The 15,748-nt window shown below is 69.2% G+C and carries 15 protein-coding genes; 8 read left to right on the top strand and 7 right to left on the bottom strand.

The features are described 5' to 3' along the window. The first annotated feature begins 2 nt into the window (after positions 1–2). Both phnL and phnN read left to right on the top strand, forming a co-directional pair. Entirely contained in the window at positions 3–686 is a 684-nt protein-coding gene (phnL, locus tag SALMUC_RS14560; RefSeq protein ID WP_020038780.1) for a phosphonate C-P lyase system protein PhnL, read from the top strand. Next, on the top strand, positions 683–1,225 hold the full coding sequence (gene phnN / locus SALMUC_RS14565; RefSeq protein WP_020038779.1) for a phosphonate metabolism protein/1,5-bisphosphokinase (PRPP-forming) PhnN: 543 nt from the start codon (positions 683–685) through the stop codon (positions 1,223–1,225). Before phnL ends, phnN begins: the two co-directional genes overlap by 4 nt. On the opposite strand, the gene SALMUC_RS14570 is transcribed toward phnN, so the two are convergent. After that, complete coding sequence (locus SALMUC_RS14570; protein WP_037372049.1) at positions 1,207–1,890, bottom strand: DUF1045 domain-containing protein; 684 nt, start codon at positions 1,888–1,890, stop codon at positions 1,207–1,209. The genes phnN and SALMUC_RS14570 overlap by 19 nt on opposite strands. A gap of 56 nt (positions 1,891–1,946) precedes the next feature. Between SALMUC_RS14570 and SALMUC_RS14575 the strand changes: the two genes are divergently transcribed. Next, positions 1,947–3,089, top strand: coding sequence for an alpha-D-ribose 1-methylphosphonate 5-triphosphate diphosphatase (locus tag SALMUC_RS14575; protein ID WP_020038777.1), 1,143 nt, complete (start codon positions 1,947–1,949; stop codon positions 3,087–3,089). Positions 3,090–3,099: 10 nt separating this feature from the next. On the opposite strand, the gene SALMUC_RS14580 is transcribed toward SALMUC_RS14575, so the two are convergent. Beyond that, on the bottom strand, positions 3,100–3,840 hold the full coding sequence (locus SALMUC_RS14580; protein WP_020038776.1) for a hypothetical protein: 741 nt from the start codon (positions 3,838–3,840) through the stop codon (positions 3,100–3,102). Between the two features lie 111 nt (positions 3,841–3,951). On the opposite strand from SALMUC_RS14580, the gene SALMUC_RS14585 reads away from it, so the two are divergent. Then, complete coding sequence (locus SALMUC_RS14585) at positions 3,952–4,824, top strand: glycosyltransferase family 2 protein (RefSeq protein WP_020038775.1); 873 nt, start codon at positions 3,952–3,954, stop codon at positions 4,822–4,824. A gap of 19 nt (positions 4,825–4,843) precedes the next feature. On the opposite strand, the gene SALMUC_RS14590 is transcribed toward SALMUC_RS14585, so the two are convergent. The 3 genes from SALMUC_RS14590 to SALMUC_RS14600 form a co-directional block, all read right to left on the bottom strand. Further along, positions 4,844–5,395: a hypothetical protein gene (locus tag SALMUC_RS14590; protein ID WP_021120436.1), complete on the bottom strand. Its 552-nt coding sequence runs from the start codon at positions 5,393–5,395 to the stop codon at positions 4,844–4,846. A gap of 155 nt (positions 5,396–5,550) precedes the next feature. Next, positions 5,551–6,942, bottom strand: coding sequence for a M20/M25/M40 family metallo-hydrolase (locus SALMUC_RS14595; protein ID WP_020038773.1), 1,392 nt, complete (start codon positions 6,940–6,942; stop codon positions 5,551–5,553). Between the two features lie 149 nt (positions 6,943–7,091). Beyond that, the gene (locus SALMUC_RS14600; protein WP_021120437.1) at positions 7,092–7,373 is read right to left on the bottom strand and encodes a hypothetical protein; all 282 of its coding nucleotides are present in this window, start codon (positions 7,371–7,373) and stop codon (positions 7,092–7,094) included. 330 nt (positions 7,374–7,703) lie between these two features. On the opposite strand from SALMUC_RS14600, the gene hemA reads away from it, so the two are divergent. The 4 genes from hemA to SALMUC_RS28290 all read left to right on the top strand — a co-directional run bounded on the left by hemA (position 7,704) and on the right by SALMUC_RS28290 (position 13,540). Then, on the top strand, positions 7,704–8,927 hold the full coding sequence (gene hemA / locus SALMUC_RS14605) for a 5-aminolevulinate synthase (RefSeq protein ID WP_020038771.1): 1,224 nt from the start codon (positions 7,704–7,706) through the stop codon (positions 8,925–8,927). Between the two features lie 372 nt (positions 8,928–9,299). Further along, positions 9,300–10,943 carry a helix-turn-helix domain-containing protein gene (locus SALMUC_RS14610; protein WP_020038770.1) on the top strand — a complete coding sequence of 548 codons (1,644 nt, stop codon included), beginning with the start codon at positions 9,300–9,302 and terminating at the stop codon, positions 10,941–10,943. Between the two features lie 148 nt (positions 10,944–11,091). Beyond that, positions 11,092–12,225 carry a flavodoxin-dependent (E)-4-hydroxy-3-methylbut-2-enyl-diphosphate synthase gene (gene ispG / locus SALMUC_RS14615; RefSeq protein WP_020038769.1) on the top strand — a complete coding sequence of 378 codons (1,134 nt, stop codon included), beginning with the start codon at positions 11,092–11,094 and terminating at the stop codon, positions 12,223–12,225. A gap of 4 nt (positions 12,226–12,229) precedes the next feature. Continuing rightward, the gene (locus SALMUC_RS28290; protein ID WP_020038768.1) at positions 12,230–13,540 is read left to right on the top strand and encodes a sensor histidine kinase; all 1,311 of its coding nucleotides are present in this window, start codon (positions 12,230–12,232) and stop codon (positions 13,538–13,540) included. Between the two features lie 57 nt (positions 13,541–13,597). On the opposite strand, the gene SALMUC_RS14625 is transcribed toward SALMUC_RS28290, so the two are convergent. Both SALMUC_RS14625 and SALMUC_RS14630 read right to left on the bottom strand, forming a co-directional pair. Then, positions 13,598–14,365, bottom strand: coding sequence for a DsbA family protein (locus SALMUC_RS14625; RefSeq protein ID WP_020038767.1), 768 nt, complete (start codon positions 14,363–14,365; stop codon positions 13,598–13,600). Between the two features lie 48 nt (positions 14,366–14,413). Next, positions 14,414–15,739 carry a M48 family metalloprotease gene (locus SALMUC_RS14630; protein ID WP_020038766.1) on the bottom strand — a complete coding sequence of 442 codons (1,326 nt, stop codon included), beginning with the start codon at positions 15,737–15,739 and terminating at the stop codon, positions 14,414–14,416. Between the last annotated feature and the right edge of the window lie 9 nt (positions 15,740–15,748).

Genomic DNA, 15,748 nt, shown 5'->3' on the forward strand with positions numbered 1-15,748 from the left:
CGATGATCCGGGTGTCGGATGTGTCCAAGAGCTTCGTGCTGCACAACCAGGGGGGCGCCGTGATCCCGGTGATGGCGGGCGCGCGCCTGCGGGTGGCGGCGGGCGAATGCGTGGCGCTCACGGGCGAGTCCGGGGCGGGCAAGTCGACGCTGATGCGGATGATCTACGGCAACTACCTCGCGGCCTCGGGCGCGATCGAGGTGGGCGGGCTCGACGTGGCGCGGGCGACGCCGCGCGAGATCCTGGCGCTGCGGCGCGAGGTGCTGGGGTATGTCAGCCAGTTCCTTCGGGTGGTGCCGCGCGTGCCGACGCTGGAGGTGGTGGCCGAGCCGCTGCTGGCCGCGGGCGGTGCGCGGGCGGCGGCCCTTGAGCGGGCGGAAGAGCTGCTGGCGCGGCTCAACATTCCGCGGGCGCTTTGGGAGCTGTCGCCGACGACCTTTTCGGGGGGCGAGCAGCAGCGCGTGAACATCGCGCGGGGGTTCGCCCATGCCTACCCGGCACTGCTGCTCGACGAGCCGACGGCGAGCCTAGATGCGGCGAACCGGGACGTGGTGCTGGAGCTGATCCGCGAGGCCAAGGCGCGGGGCGCGGCGATCCTGGGGATTTTTCACGATGCCGAGGCGCGGGCGGCGGTCTGCGATCGCGAGGTCGACGTGATCGCATTTACCCCGGGGGTCGCGGCATGAGCGCCCGTCTGCATGCGGTCGTCGGCCCCTCGGGGGTGGGCAAGGACACGCTGATCGACGCGGCGGCGGCGCGGATGCCGGCGCTGCATCGGGTGCGGCGCGTCATCACCCGGCCCGAGGCGGCTGGCGGCGAGGATTTCGAGGGTGTGAGCGAGGCCGAGTTCGACCGGCGTGTCGCCGCGGGCCACTTCGTCCTGCACTGGGCGGCGCACGGGCTGCGTTACGGCATCCCTGCCGGCGTTCGGGAGGTGCTGGAGGCCGGGCGGCCGGCGGTCTTCAACGGATCGCGCGCCATGCTGGAGCCGGCGGCGCGGCTCTTCCCGGGGCTGCGGGTGATCCATGTGACAGCCGAGCGCGCGGTGCTGGCCGAGCGGCTGCGGGCACGCGGCCGCGAAAGCGAGGCGCAGATCGCGGCGCGGCTCGAGCGTGCGGCGCTGCAGATACCGGACGGGCTGGATGTGGTCGAGATCGACAATTCCGGGCCGCTCGAGGAGGCGGCGGACCGGCTGGTCGCGGCGCTTCAGCCGGTGAGGGCGTAGCGATGCAGCAGGTGGAAGCGACCATCCGGCGCCTCGCCGAAGAGGCAGAGGGCATCGAGGCGGAAGGGAGCGGGCGCGAGCGGCATCAGCACCGGCTCGAGCGCCGCGGCGACGCTGTCGAGTTCGTCGCCCGGCAGGCGTCCGGTGAGGGTGAGGTGGAAGCGGAAGTCGTCCATCACGTAGGGATAGCCCCAGCGCAGCAGGTGGGCTTCCTGCCGCTCGCTCAGCCGCGCCTTGCGGCGGCGGGCGAGCTCGGCCTCGGCGGGCGGCGCGCGGTGGGCGTCGAGCGCGCGCACGGTCTGCGCGGCGATCTCCGCGAGGCCCGTGGTGTCGCCCTCGGGCGTGAGCGCGAGGAAGGATCCCAGCCGCGTCAGCGCAAGACCCGGCATCTCGGCCGGGGCGAGGCGCGCGGCAAGCGCGGCGAGGTCGATCTTCAGCGCCTCGAGAGGGCCGGCAAGGCGGAAGGGCGGCTTGAGCGTGCCGTGGAAGCCGTACTTGCGCGGGGTCGCGGTGATCTCGGAGACGGGGCGCGGCAGGCCGGCCACTTCGGGGTGGGGAACTTCGCTCGCCGTGGCGGCGTCCCATCCCAGCCAGCGGGCGGTGAAATCGGCGAAGGCGCCCGGGGCGGGCGCGTAATAGACGGCATAGCGGGAAAAGTCGGTCATGGCGGCGGACATAGACCCGGGATGTCACGAAACCATGACGACGGAAAGGGCTGGCCATGACGGATGTGATCCTGGGCAACGCGCGGATCGTGCTGGAGCGCGAGGTGATCCGCGGCACGCTGGTGCTGGAGGCGGGGCGCATTGCGCGCATCGATCCCGGCGCCACCTCGGTTCCGGGTGCGGTCGACTGCGCGGGCGATCTCTTGGTGCCGGGGCTGATCGAGCTGCACACCGACAACCTCGAGCGGCACATCCAGCCGCGGCCCAAGGTCGACTGGCCGCATGCGGCGGCGATCCTCGCCCATGACGGCGAGCTTGCCTCGGCGGGGATCACCACGGTCTTCGACGCCATGCGCGTGGGCTCGGTGGTCTCGGGCGGCAAGACGGACTACCGCAAGTATGCCCGCGCGCTGGCGAGCGAGCTGCTGGAGACCCGTGCCAAGGGGATGCTGCGGATCAGCCACTTCCTGCACCTGCGGGCCGAGGTCTGCTCGGAGACGCTGCTCGACGAGCTGGCCGAGTTCGACGCGGCGGACCGGGTGGGCATTCTGTCGATCATGGACCACACGCCCGGTCAACGACAGTTCCGCGACCTGTCGAAGCTCAAGGACTACGTCTGCGGCAAGCACGGGCTGTCCGAGGCGGGGTTCGCCGATCACGTGGCCAACCTGACCGAGATGCGCGACCGGGTGGGCGCGGCGCACGAGGCGGGTGCGGTGGCTGCGGCCGGGCGGCTGGGCGCGGTACTGGCCAGCCATGACGACACGACGGAGGATCACGTCGCGGTCAGTGCGGGCCACGGGGTCCGGCTGGCCGAGTTTCCGACCACGGTGGAGGCCGCGCGCGCCTGCCGCGCGGAGGACATCGCGGTGATGATGGGGGCGCCGAACCTGATCCGGGGCGGCTCGCACTCGGGCAACATCGCGGCGGCGGAGCTGGCCGAGCTCGACCTGCTGGACATCCTGTCGTCGGACTACGTGCCCTCGGCGCTGATGACGGCGGCCTTCCTGCTGGCCGATCTCTGGGACGACCTGCCGCGCGCCATCGCGACTGTTACTGCGGCGCCCGCGCGGGCGGCCGGGCTGACCGACCGCGGGCGCCTCGTCGAGGGGATGCACGGCGACGTGCTGCGCGTCGCGATGATCGACGGCCAGCCGGTGCTGCGCGGCGTCTGGGCGCACGGGCGGCAGGTGGGCTAGGGCGCCGCGCTCAGTAGCGGTAGCCGAGCGCGGCCTCGAGATCGGGGACCAGCTGCGCGCGCATGAAGGCGAGGTCCTCGGGCGAGAGGCTGTCCGGAGTGGGCGGGCGGTCCTCGACCGCCGGCGCGAAGCGGGAGCCCAGGCGCTTCACCACCGGGCGATATTCGGCGGCGGGCAGCGAGAGCGTGCCGCGCAGGTCGCGCAGAAAGTCCTCCGGCGCGGCCTGCACCGCCTCGAGCCGGCAGAGCAGAACGGCGCAGCCGCGCGCGCCGAAGCCCAGCAGCGCCTCGAGCTTGGCCCGGCGCAGAGCGAAGAGATTGGGGAAGGGGCGGCCGGTGATCGGATGCCGGTCGTGCTGCAACGGCTGGCGCTTGCCGCCCAGTTGCGCCACCTGCGGGAAATAGCGCGGGCGGTCGGCCACTGTCGCCCATTCGGCGCGGATGAACTCCGGAAAGGGCAGGCGCTGCATCGCGGGCGGGCAGTGCCAGGGCTTGGCGTGGACCGAGCGCGCCCAGTCGCCCGCGTGACGGACGACGCAGACCACGAGGCAGTCCTCGGGGATCGCCGTCATATGCGGGAAGCCATGCTTCCAGCCCAGATCCTCGATGGGGGTGAGCGCGGTGTTCCGGCCGATCAGCCGCTTGACGAAATTGGTGCCCGAACAGCGCTCGCCGAAGACCTGGTAGCGCGTGATCGGCGCTCCGGTCGGCGCGAGGTGCCAGCCTGTGTCCGCGAATGCCTGCCCGATCATGCCCCTGTCCGCGTTGTTTGCCGGTCACGTTAGCGGCGCCTGCGGGGATTGGCGATTCCCGATCCGGCGGCGGGCGGCTAGGGTGGGGAAAAGACAAGGAGAGCCGGGCAGATGCAATCCGTGGCCGCCGCCGTGACGATGGTGCGCGAGGACGCCTTTTTCCTGACGGCCTGGCTGCGCCATTACGGCGGCCTGCTGGGCCGCGAGAACTGCTACGTGGTCAACCACGGTCGCGGCGACGCGGTCGCGCGGCTGGCCGAGGGCTGCAACGTGATCGGCATTCCCGGCGAGCCGCATCCAAACTTCGACATGAAGCGCTGGCGGCTGCTGAACGGGCTCGTGCAGGGGCTGCGCAGCTACTACCGGCAGGTCATCGTCGGGGACGTCGACGAGCTGGTGGTTCTGGACCCCGAGCGGGGCGGCCTGCTGGAGTTCCTCGCCGAGCAGCCGCTGCGGCGGGTGCTGACGCCGGTGGGGCTCGAGGTCATCCACCGCATCGACATCGAGACCGCGCCCGTTGGCGAGACGATCCTCGGCGCGCGCCGGCACGTCCGGCCCGCGCCGCATTACTCCAAGCCCTGCGTGCTGTCGCTCGGAACCAAGATCGCGCGGGGCGGGCATTTCACGCAGGCCTCGAAGCTCTTCACGCCCGAGGGCCTCTACCTCTTCCACCTCAAGTTCTGCGACTTCGACACCTACGTCGCGACCATGGACCGCCGGAACCGCGTGACCGAGGAGGTGGGGGTGGGCGTCAGGGAGGCCGCGATCGGGCGGCACTGGTTTCCCGAGGCGCGGGGCGCGGACCGCGCCGTCTTCGAGGCGTTCGCGGCGCTCGAGATGCAGGATGGCTTCGATCTCGGCTGGCTTCGCAAGCGGATGCAGCGCAGCTGGAAGCCGCGCGGCGACACCGGCTACTGGCAGTTCGACAGGCCGGAGCTGCCGTTGCAATACCGTCTGCCCGAGCGGTTCAACGGCCTGTTCTGACCCGGCGGGGCGGTGCCGATCACCTCCCGTTCGACGATGTGAAGGCGGCGGTCGAGAAGTCGATGCCGGGAAAGTTGTCCTGCACGCTGGAGGTCGCCGCGACGATCAGGTCGCGGGAGTTGCCGTCGAGCATGCCGTAGGCCGCATCGACCACGCTGGGCGGCGTGTGGATCAGCGCGCCCGCGGCGATGACCCCGGCGAGCAGCCCGCCCGAGTTGCGCCGGTCGGTGCCGCGCCGCAAGACCAGGCGGAAGACGTGCAGCCCTAGCATCACGGCCGAGACCGCCAGCAGTGCGGCGGTCCCGCCCAGGACCCAGTCGCCATATTGCGCGGGCAGGCTGCCCTGCCGGAGACTGGCCTCGATCGCCTCGCGATTGCGCGCGACGGTCATCACGAGGTAGGCGGAGCCAAAGCCCGCGAGCAGATACAGGAAGGGATGTTCCCGGTCCGCGTTCCGACGGGCTTTGCTGCCGGCGCCGCGTGACTGGTCGGCGTTCATCCGACCGAGCCGCGCGTCGAAGTCGTCACGGGTCATCTTGCGAAACGCAGCCCGTCCTGTGCCTGTCGTCATGTCCCTTGTCCCTCCAGCCAGAGATCGGCGCCTCCCGCGTTAAGTCCTACGGAACGAATGTGGCGACATGTGGCGGCGTTTTGGGCAGCGAGACGTTAACACTTTGCCTGATCGACGGGATTTTCAGCAATTCGCCCGGCCGGGCAGGGGCCGGATCAGTTCTCGCCGTCCGGGCCCGGCGCGATGGCGTCGAGGATGCGCGCCCAGCTGCGGATGCCCTTGTGAAAGCTCTCGAGGTCGTACTTCTCGTTGGGCGAGTGCATCTGGTCGTCATCCTTGCCCCAACCGACCAGCATCGCGTCCATGTCGAGGTACGTCTTGAAGTAGCCCGCGATCGGTATCGAGCCGCCGCAGCCGGCCAGGGCCGCCGGGTCGGGCCATTCGTCGGTCAGGGCCTTGCGGGCGGCCTCGAAGGCGGGATGGTCGGTCGATATCTGCGAGGCGGGCGAGTTGCCGTGCGCCTTGAACTCGAGCTTGCAGTCCTCGGGCACCTGCACGCGCACCCATTCGCGAAAGCTCTCGCGCAGCGCATGCGGGTCCTGCTGGCCCACCAGCCGGAAGCTGACCTTGGCCGAGGCTTTCGACGGCAGGACCGTCTTGAAGCCCTCGCCGGTGTAGCCGCCGATGATGCCGTTGATCTCGGCGGTGGGACGCGACCAGATCATCTCGAGCGCGCTGCGGTCGGCCTCGCCCGCGGGGTTGGCAAGACCCACGTCGCCGAGAAAGGCCCCGTGGTCGAAGTCGAGCGCCTTCCATTGCTCGGCGATCTCGGCGGGAAGCTCGGGCACGCCGTCGTAGAAGCCCGGCACCTGCACGCGTCCGGTCTCGTCGTGCAGCCCGCCCAGGATCTTGGTGAGCACGCGGATCGGGTTCATCGCCGGGCCGCCGTACATGCCCGAATGCAGGTCCTTGTCGGGGCCGGTGATCGTGATCTCCTCGCCCAGCAGGCCGCGCAGCATGGTCATGATCGCGGGTGTCCTGGACTGGAAGAGGCCGGTGTCGCAGATCAGCGCGAGATCGGCTTTCAGCTCCTCGGCATTCTCCTTCATGAAGGGGATGAGCGAGGGCGAGCCCGATTCCTCCTCGCCCTCGAAGAAGAAGGTGATCTTGCAGGGCATGACCCCATGCACCGCGTGGTAGGCGCGGCAGGCCTCGACGAAGGTCATGAGCTGGCCCTTGTCGTCGGCGGCGCCGCGGCCGCGGATCACCTTGCCGTTGGGGGTGTCCTCGATGGCCGGGTCGAAGGGCTCGCGGTCCCAAAGCTCGAGCGGATCGACCGGCTGCACGTCGTAGTGGCCGTAGAACAGCACGTGCGGACCGGCGCCGTCGACATGGCCCACGACCATCGGATGGCCCGGCGTCGGACGCTTGGAGGCGTCGATGCCCATCGAGGCAAGATCGGCGACCAGCCAGTCGGCGGCGCTGTCGCACTTGTCGGCATAGGCGGGGTCGGTCGAGATCGAGGGGATTCGCAGCAGTTCGAGCAGGCGCTCGGTGGCGGCGGGCAGCTCGGCGTCGATGCGGGCGAGAACGGTGTCGAGAGACATTCGCGGGCTCCTTCACGGGGGATTGACCGCGACCCTACCAGCGCCCGCCGGACTGTCCATAGCAGCGGCGCCCGGGGGCGTCCGGGCCCCGCGCCGGCCTGGAGCGTCACGACCGCGAGACCGATCAGCACCAGCCCCGCACCAAGCGCCTAGCGCAGGTCCAGGCCCTCGCCGATCCATGCGGCGTATAGAAGCACCACCAGCGTCTCGACCGCGACGATGGCGATGTAGATCATCGACAGCCCGGTGCGTCGCAAAAGAAGGACTTCGGCCAGTGCAGCTGCAAGAAAACCGAACATTATCAATGATATGTCGAAAGGTGCCACGCCTGCGGTGGCCAGTTTCATGCCCACGGTCGCCAGTGCGTAGCCAGGCGCGGTCGCCACGATCAGAGCCGGAGCGGGGAGGTGCGCGAAAACCGCGGTTTGCATCGGGAAAACCTTGTAAATGGCGGGCGTCTGCAACAGGTGGAGCGATGCGGAGCTCGTTTGAAAAGTCGGGACAGGTCAATGAATTGGGTGGATAGTGAGCGCATCGGCGCACCTTGGCGAGTATCGGAAACCCGATCCTGCGGAAACCGGGGCCGCCATGCGTTGCGATCCGAAAGTCTTGATGCAAATCAATGCCGCGACCTTTAGTTTCCTTCTAAACCGTAGACATGTAGACCCGTGAGCGTTATCCATTCACAAACTTGAATGAGGGTGCCCACACCCCGAAGATGCCGCTCAACGCAGCGGCCGAAGACCCAGGAGGAACCCCAGGTGGATTACACCGCGACACTCGATCAGGCGCTTGCCCGCCTGCACGACGAAGGCCGCTATCGCACCTTCATCGACATCGAACGCAAGATGGGCCAGTTCCCGCATGCGACCTGGCGCAAGCCCGACGGAAGCGAGCAGCCGATCACCGTGTGGTGCGGCAACGACTACCTCGGGATGGGGCAGCACCCGGCGGTTCTTGCCGCCATGCACGAGGCCATCGACGCCACCGGCGCGGGCTCGGGCGGGACGCGCAACATCTCGGGCACCACGGTCTACCACAAACGGCTCGAGGCCGAGATCGCCGACCTGCACGGCAAGGAGCAGGCGCTGGTCTTTTCCTCGGCCTACATCGCCAACGACGCGACGCTCTCGACCCTGCCGCGGCTGTTCCCCGGGCTCATCATCTATTCCGACGCGCTGAATCACGCCTCGATGATCGAGGGGATCAAGCGGAACGGCGGCGACAAGCGCATCTTCCGGCACAACGACGTGGCCCACCTGCGCGAATTGCTCGAGGCCGACGATCCGGCGGCGCCCAAGCTGATCGCCTTTGAATCGGTCTACTCGATGGACGGCGACTTCGGCCCCATCGCCGAGATCTGCGACCTGGCCGAAGAATTCGGCGCGCTGACCTACCTGGACGAGGTGCACGCCGTGGGCATGTACGGCCCCCGCGGCGGCGGCGTGGCCGAGCGCGACCGGCTGATGCACCGCGTGGACATCATCAACGGCACGCTGGGCAAGGCCTTCGGTGTCTTCGGCGGCTACATCGCGGCCAGCGAAAAGATGTGTGATGCCGTGCGCTCCTACGCGCCGGGCTTCATCTTCACCACCTCGCTGCCGCCGACGGTCGCGGCGGGCGCGGCGGCCTCGATCGCGCACCTCAAGACCGACCAGGCGCTGCGCGAGCAGCACCAGACCCAGGCCAAGATCCTCAAGACCCGCCTCAAGGGCATGGGCATGCCGCTGATCGACCACGGCAGCCACATCGTGCCGGTGATCGTGGGGGATCCGGTGCACACCAAGCAGCTCTCGGACATGCTGCTCGATGGCTATGGAATCTACGTGCAGCCGATCAACTTCCCGACCGTGCCGCGCGGCACCGAGCGGCTGCGTTTCACGCCCTCGCCGGTGCACGGCCCGCGCGAGATGGACCACCTGATCCGGGCGATGGACGAGCTCTGGTCGCACTGCGCGCTCAACCGTCAGGAACTCAGCGCCTGAGCGCTGCAATCATTGCGATTTCCGGCAAAACGCCCCCGCGAGGGGGCGTTTTCGTTGTGCCGAGGAGCGCGGAAACCGGGCTGCCGCTTTTCCGTGCAGCCTGAAAGGTCCACGAACCTCAGCGGCTTGCTTGGTGAACTTCATGTAACGGGAGTTTGAGGTCCTGCGCGCCGTCTGCGCAGAACGGCGCTTATCCCCGTGGAATTCCTGCAAATGCTGTTGTGATGTGCTAACGTTCTATCAATAAGACCCGCAGCGCGAATCGCGTGATCGCGGAAGCGTGGTCAGGCAGGTTAAGGTCGGGATAGCGGTAACGGGGCAGAGCGGATGATCGGGCGAAAATCCCCTCGCAAAGCTGGGACGGACGAGATCGTGGAAGACGCACCGCGCGGCTTTGACGATTTTGCGCTGCGCCTCGGCGACGTGATGCGCGGCGAGCGCGCGACCATGGGCAAGAGCCTGCTGGACGTGCAGCGCGAGTTGCGGATCAAGGCAAGCTACATCGCCGCGATCGAGAACTGCGATCCCTCTGCTTTCGACACGCCCGGCTTCATCGCCGGCTACGTCCGGTCCTACGCGCGCTACCTCGGCATGGACCCCGACGAGTGCTTTGCCGAATTCTGTGCCGAGAGCGGCTTTTCCGTCGCGCACGGCATGTCGTCCAAGGCCTCGACGATCCGCAAGCCCGACGTTGAAGGACCGCCGCGCCCGGCGGCCCGCGATCCCTTCGAGGAGCCGCGCATGCCCTTCGCCCCGGCGGGCGAGTCGGTCTTTTCCCGCATCGAGCCCGGCGCCATCGGGTCTCTGCTGGTGCTGGTCGCGCTGATCGGCGGGATCGGCTACGGCGGCTGGGCCGTGTTGCGCGAGGTGCAGCGCGTGCAGCTTGCGCCGGTGGACCAGACGCCCGTGGTGCTGAGCGATCTCGATCCGCTCGAGGGGGCCTCGGCCTCGGACACGGCCGAGGATTCCGCCACCGAGACCGCAAGCGCCGACGCGGCCGGCCCGTTCTCGCCGCCCTCGGGCGAGGTCTATGACCGGCTCTACCGGCCGCAGGCGCTGGACGTTCCCGTCCTGGTGGCCCGCGACGCGCCGATCTCGTCGCTCGATCCCGACACGGTTGGCGCCTTCGCCAGCGCGGGCTCCCGCCGGCTCCCCGAGCCCGGTCCGGACCCCGACGGCAGCGAGTCGCGCGGCATGGCCACGATCGCGGGTGCCATGCAGGGCGCCTTGGGCGGCGTTTCGGACGGGGTCCTCGCCCCGGCCCTCGCGGGGGATCGCGTGACGCTTGTGGCGGTCCGTCCGGCCTGGGTGCGCGTGCGCGGCGACGACGGCGGCGTGATCTACGAGCGCGTCATGCAACCGGGCGAAACCTGGACGGCACCCGCCGGCGAGAGCGAGCCCACGCTCAACGTCGGCGAATCCGGCGCGCTCTACTTTGCCATGAACGGCACGACTTACGGCCCGGCGGGCCGGGCGGGCGTGGTGACCAGCGACCTGCCGCTGGTATCCGACGTGCTTGCGGCCACCTACAGCCGTGCCGACCGTTCGGCCGACGACGACCTGTCGCGGGTGCTGGCCGACCTCGGCCAGCGCGAGGTGCAGCCCGAGCGGACGCTGGCCTCGGCCGAAAGCGCGAACGGCGCGACGCCCACCATGCCCAAGGTGCTCGAAGACGGCACGCAGGGCGTGATGATGATCGCCGTGCGTCCCTCGTGGGTGCGCGTTCGCGCGGCCGACGGGTCGGTCATCTTCGAGGGCATCATGAACGCGGGCGATACCTGGACCGCGCCCAACACGCAGGAGCCGCCGACCCTGCGCACCGGCGAGGCGGGCGCGATCTACTTCGCCGCGGCCGGGCAAACCTACGGTCCCGCGGGCGGCACGGGCGAGATCAAGGACGACCTGGCCCTTTCGGTGACGCATCTTACCCGGTCCTACGAACTGGCCGATGCCACGCAGGATTCGGACCTCGAGCGCGTCGTGGCCGAGCTCGAGTCCGTTTCGACCCGAAATTGAACGTGGCCGACCGGCTTTCCGGTCGCGTAGACTTGTCTTGGCGTCGCGTTCGATTCTTGGCATGCGTGCCGATGAATTCGGTGACCCCGCGACATAGATCCGCTATGCGTGGACACGACAAGATTGCGCCCTCGGAGGGGCAGACTGAATGAGCCATAACCCGATCCGGCCCTGGCGCAGCATCGAGCGCCGCAAGTCGCGTCAGATCATGGTGGGCTCCGTCCCGGTGGGCGGCGATGCCCCGATCTCGGTCCAGACGATGACCAACACCGCGACGACCGACATTCCCGGCACCATCTCGCAGGTGCAGCGCGCGGCCGAGGCCGGCGCCGACATCGTGCGCGTCTCGGTGCCCGACGAGGACAGCTCGCGCGCGCTGAAGGAGATCGTGCGCGAAAGCCCGGTGCCGATCGTCGCGGACATCCACTTCCACTACAAGCGCGGGATCGAGGCCGCCGAGGCCGGCGCCGCCTGCCTGCGCATCAATCCCGGCAACATCGGCAGCCAGGACCGCGTGCGCGAGGTCATCTGGGCCGCCCGCGACAACGGCTGTTCGATGCGCATCGGCGTGAACGGCGGGAGCCTCGAGCGGCACCTGCTGGAAAAATACGGCGAGCCGTGCCCGGAGGCGATGGTCGAAAGCGCGCTCGACCATATCCGCATTCTCGAGGACAACGACTTCCACGAGTTCAAGATCAGCGTGAAGGCCTCGGACGTGTTCCTGTCCTCGGCCGCCTACATGGGCCTCGCGGAGGCGACGGACAAACCCATTCACCTCGGCATCACCGAGGCGGGCGGCCTGACCTCGGGCACGATCAAGAGCTCCATCGGGCTGGGCCAGCTTCTGTGGATGGGCATCGGCGACACGCTGCGCGTGAGCCTCTCGGCCGATCCGGTCGAGGAGATCAAGGTCGGCTACGAGATCCTCAAATCGCTCGGTCTGCGCCACCGCGGCGTGAACATCATCTCCTGCCCCTCCTGCGCGCGGCAGGGCTTCGACGTGATCAAGACCGTCGAGAAACTCGAGGAGCGCCTGGAACACATAAAGACCCCGATGAGCCTTTCGATCATCGGCTGCGTGGTGAACGGTCCGGGCGAGGCGCTGATGACCGACGTGGGTTTTACCGGAGGGGGCGCCGGCAGCGGCATGGTCTACCTGGCGGGCAAGGCCAGCCACAAGATGTCGAACGACCAGATGATCGACCACATCGTCGAAGAGGTCGAGAAGAAGGCTGCCGAGCTCGAGGCCGACAACGGCCAAGCGCCGCAGGCTGCGGAGTGACCGAATGGCGGACGGGCTGAGGCCTGTCCCGTCCGCGCTTTCCGAGGCGCGCGGCCAATACGATTTCCGACCGCTCAAGCAGGTCGAGGCGGTGCATCCGCGTGACACGGGCTGGCGTTTCGGTCTGCTCGCCGTGATCTCCGTCATGGTCTTCTTCGCATACGGTGACCCGACTTTGCTGTGGTGGTTCGCCGTCTTCCTCGCGTCGTCGGGACTGCATTTCGCGGTTGTGCACAACCTGCCGGACCACGGGTCCTACCGCCTCCTTGCGCTGCCGCTGGGCAGTCTCATGCTGTCGGGCTGCGTCTACCTCTTCGCCGGGCTTTACCTCTGGGCCAGCCCGGACGTCGTCTTCAAGCTGATGTCGCTGTTTCTGCTGGTGGTGACGGGACTGAACGCGCTGGTGCGGCGCTCGCATCACCGGCCGCTTCTGCTGGCCGACATGGGGCTGATCGCGGTCGGCATCGGTGCGCGCATCTCGATCCTCTGGCTCGAAGCGCCCTGGCAGACCGACACGCTTGCGCTGTCGACGGTCCTTGTCGTGGTCGGGGCCTACTTCCTGCAGGTCGCGCTGGATGTGGCTGCCATGCGGGCCCGGCTCGACATCGCGCGACGGACCGAGGCGGCACGCGAGCGGCAGAAGGCCATGTCGCAGTTCACCGGAGGCGTGGCGCATGACTTCAACAACCTGCTGACCGCGGTGCTGGGCAACGTCGAGCTGGCGCGCCTGTCCGAGGCCCCGGGAGAACGCGACGAACTCATGGACGAGGCAGAGCGCGCCGCGCGACGCGGGGCCGAGCTCACGGGACGGCTGCTTGTCCTGTCGAGCGTGGCGCGGCTTTCGCCGGAACCCGTGCGGTCCGAACAGCTGCTTGCATCGCTGGACGGGGCCGCGCGCTCCATGCTGCCCGCGGGGGGCGCGCGACTGGCGATTGATGCCCCGGCGGAACTGCCGCAGGTTTGCGTCGATCCTGGGCGCTTCGAGACCGCAATGCTGGAACTGGTCGGCAATGCGGCGGCCGCCATGCCGCCAGAGGGCGGCGAGATTGTCATTCACTGCCGGGAAAGCACGTCGCGCGGGGTGCGCTACGTCCGCTTCGAGGTGCGCGATACTGGAAGGGGGATCGCCCCTGAGATCCAGGCCCGCGTCTTCGATCCCTATTTCACGACGCATCCTGTCGGGCAGGGCTCGGGTCTCGGGCTCGCCACCGTGCGCGGTTTCGTCGAACAGTCGGGCGGCCGGATCGAACTGGACTCGGCGCCGGGGCAGGGCACCACCTTGCGGATCGACCTGCCGGTCTTTGCCCAGGCCTAGGTCGCCGGTCCGGCGCAGGACGCGCGGACCGGCCTGCCATGCGGGCCCGGGGCGGGCTCAGCTTTCCGAGCGCGCCTGCTCGACCATCTCGCGCATCGCCTCGAGCGGGACGTAGCCGCGCACCATCTCGCCGCCCAGCACGAAGCTCGGCGTGCCATTGATCTGCATCTGGCTCGCCAGCTGCCGCGTTTCCTGGATGCGGCGCGTGATCTCCTCGTCGCCCATCCGGGCAAGGATCGCGTCCGCGTCGAGGCCCAGCGTCTCGGCAAGGCGCCGCAGCACCGGCTCGGAGGGGTTCTGCTCCAGCGTCATGAGCGCGTCGTGAACCTGTCCGTAGGCCTCGTCGCCTTCCTCCATCATCGTGGCGATGGCGAAGCGCGAGGAGGTGACCGAGGCCTCGCCGAGGATCGGGAACTCCTTGAGGACGAAGCGGATGTTTCCGTCGCTCTCGATCAGCTCGTTGACCTCGGGGAAGGCCTTGCGGCAGTAGCCGCAGCGATAGTCCGAGAATTCGACGATGGTCACGTCCCCATCCGGATTGCCGCCGACCCAGGAATAGCCGTCGCGGAAGAGCGCGTCGGCGTTGTCGGCCACGAGCTGATCGTCGGCCTGCGCCTGCTGTTCCGCCTGCCGCGCCTCGAGCTGGCTGACCGCCTCCATGATGACCTCGGGATTGTCGAGCAGGTAGGACCGGACCTCGGCCCGGAAGGCCTCGCGCTGCTCCGGCGTCATCTCGGCCGGGTCGAAGTCCTGCGCCATGGCGGCGCCCGCGGCCAGTCCCATCGTCAGGGCAAGTGCGGTGAGGCGGGTCGGTCGGGTAAGCATGTGCTGTTCCTTGTCTTGGGTTGGGGGCGCATCCGTGGCGCCCCGGCGTTATCGTTGCTTCTCGGCGCGCTCGGCCTCGGCCAGCACGTCCTGCGCGCGGCGCCAGGGCGCCGAGCCGCGCGGCAGCAGGCCGATGGCCCGACGGGCGTGGATGGCGGCATCCTCGAGCCTGCCCTGCAGGGCGTAGCGCTGCGCTGTGGCTTCCGATGCCATACCGTTGTTGCCGGTCCTTGCATAGGCGACCGAGAGGTCGCGCAGCAGCCGCGCATCACGCCAGTCGCGGCCGCGCGCCTCCTCGAGGGTCTTCAGAGCGGCGGAATACTGCCCCGCGGCCAGCTGCGCGCGGCCGAGCCCGCCCAGGATCTGCGGATTGCGCGGAGCGAGGCTGCGGGCGTTGGCGTAGACCTTGACCGCGACGTCGGCGCGGCGGGATTCCAGCAGGATCTCGCCCTTGAGGTCGCGGTAGAACGCGTCGCGGGGGCGGGCGGCGATGGCGGCGTCGATGGCGTGCATCGCGCCCGCGAGGTCCGACTGCCGGTGCCGCGCCACCGCCTCGCGCATCTGCGCGATGTCCGGCGTGACGCTGCGGTCGAGCCGGCGCAGCGTCCAGGCCGGGGCGCGCAGGAACGCGGTGAGCTTGCCCTTCGCCCGGCCGAACCAGTAGTCCGCCGTGGCATCGTTGTCCTCCGGCATGCCGGAGGCCGCGACCAGGCCGCGCAAACGGCGCAGGCGGTCGCTGGTCAGGGGATGCGTGCGGACGTAGGCATCCTGGCGGCGCGCGCCCAGAGCCTCCTGTCCGCGGAAGATTTCCTGCACCTCGACGGCCCCGCGCGGGTCGATGCCCGCCCGCGTCAGGTAGCGCACCGACGAGATGTCGGCCGAGCTTTCCTCGGCCCGCGTGTGGCCCATGAAATTGCCCATGATCGAGCTTTGCGTGCCCAGCATCACGCCTGCCACGGCGTCGCCGCGCCCGGTAGCGGCCCCGGTGGCGACGGCGAGCACCGCGCCAAGTGCGGTCGCGGTGCGCGCCGCGCGCATGTTGCCCAGACGCCGCGAGATGTGCCCGCCGGCGATATGCGCGGCCTCGTGGGCGATGACGGCCTGCAGCGCCTTGGCGCTGTCGACCTTCATGATCATGCCGGAATGGATGAAGACGTGCTGCGTGTCGACGATGAAGGCGTTGAGCGAGGTGTCGTCGACCACCAGGATGCGCACCGATCCGGGGTTCAGGCCTGCCGCGCGCAGCACCGGTTCGGCCAGCTGGCCAAGCGCATGCTCGATGCCCGCGTCCCGCAACAGCGTGACGGCGCGGGCCGGGGTGACGAACAAAAAGGCAGCGGCCAGGAGAGCGGCCAAAAGCCGGGCGGCGAACATTGACCCTCC

This window comes from Salipiger mucosus DSM 16094 (assembly GCF_000442255.1).
Lineage (GTDB): Bacteria > Pseudomonadota > Alphaproteobacteria > Rhodobacterales > Rhodobacteraceae > Salipiger > Salipiger mucosus.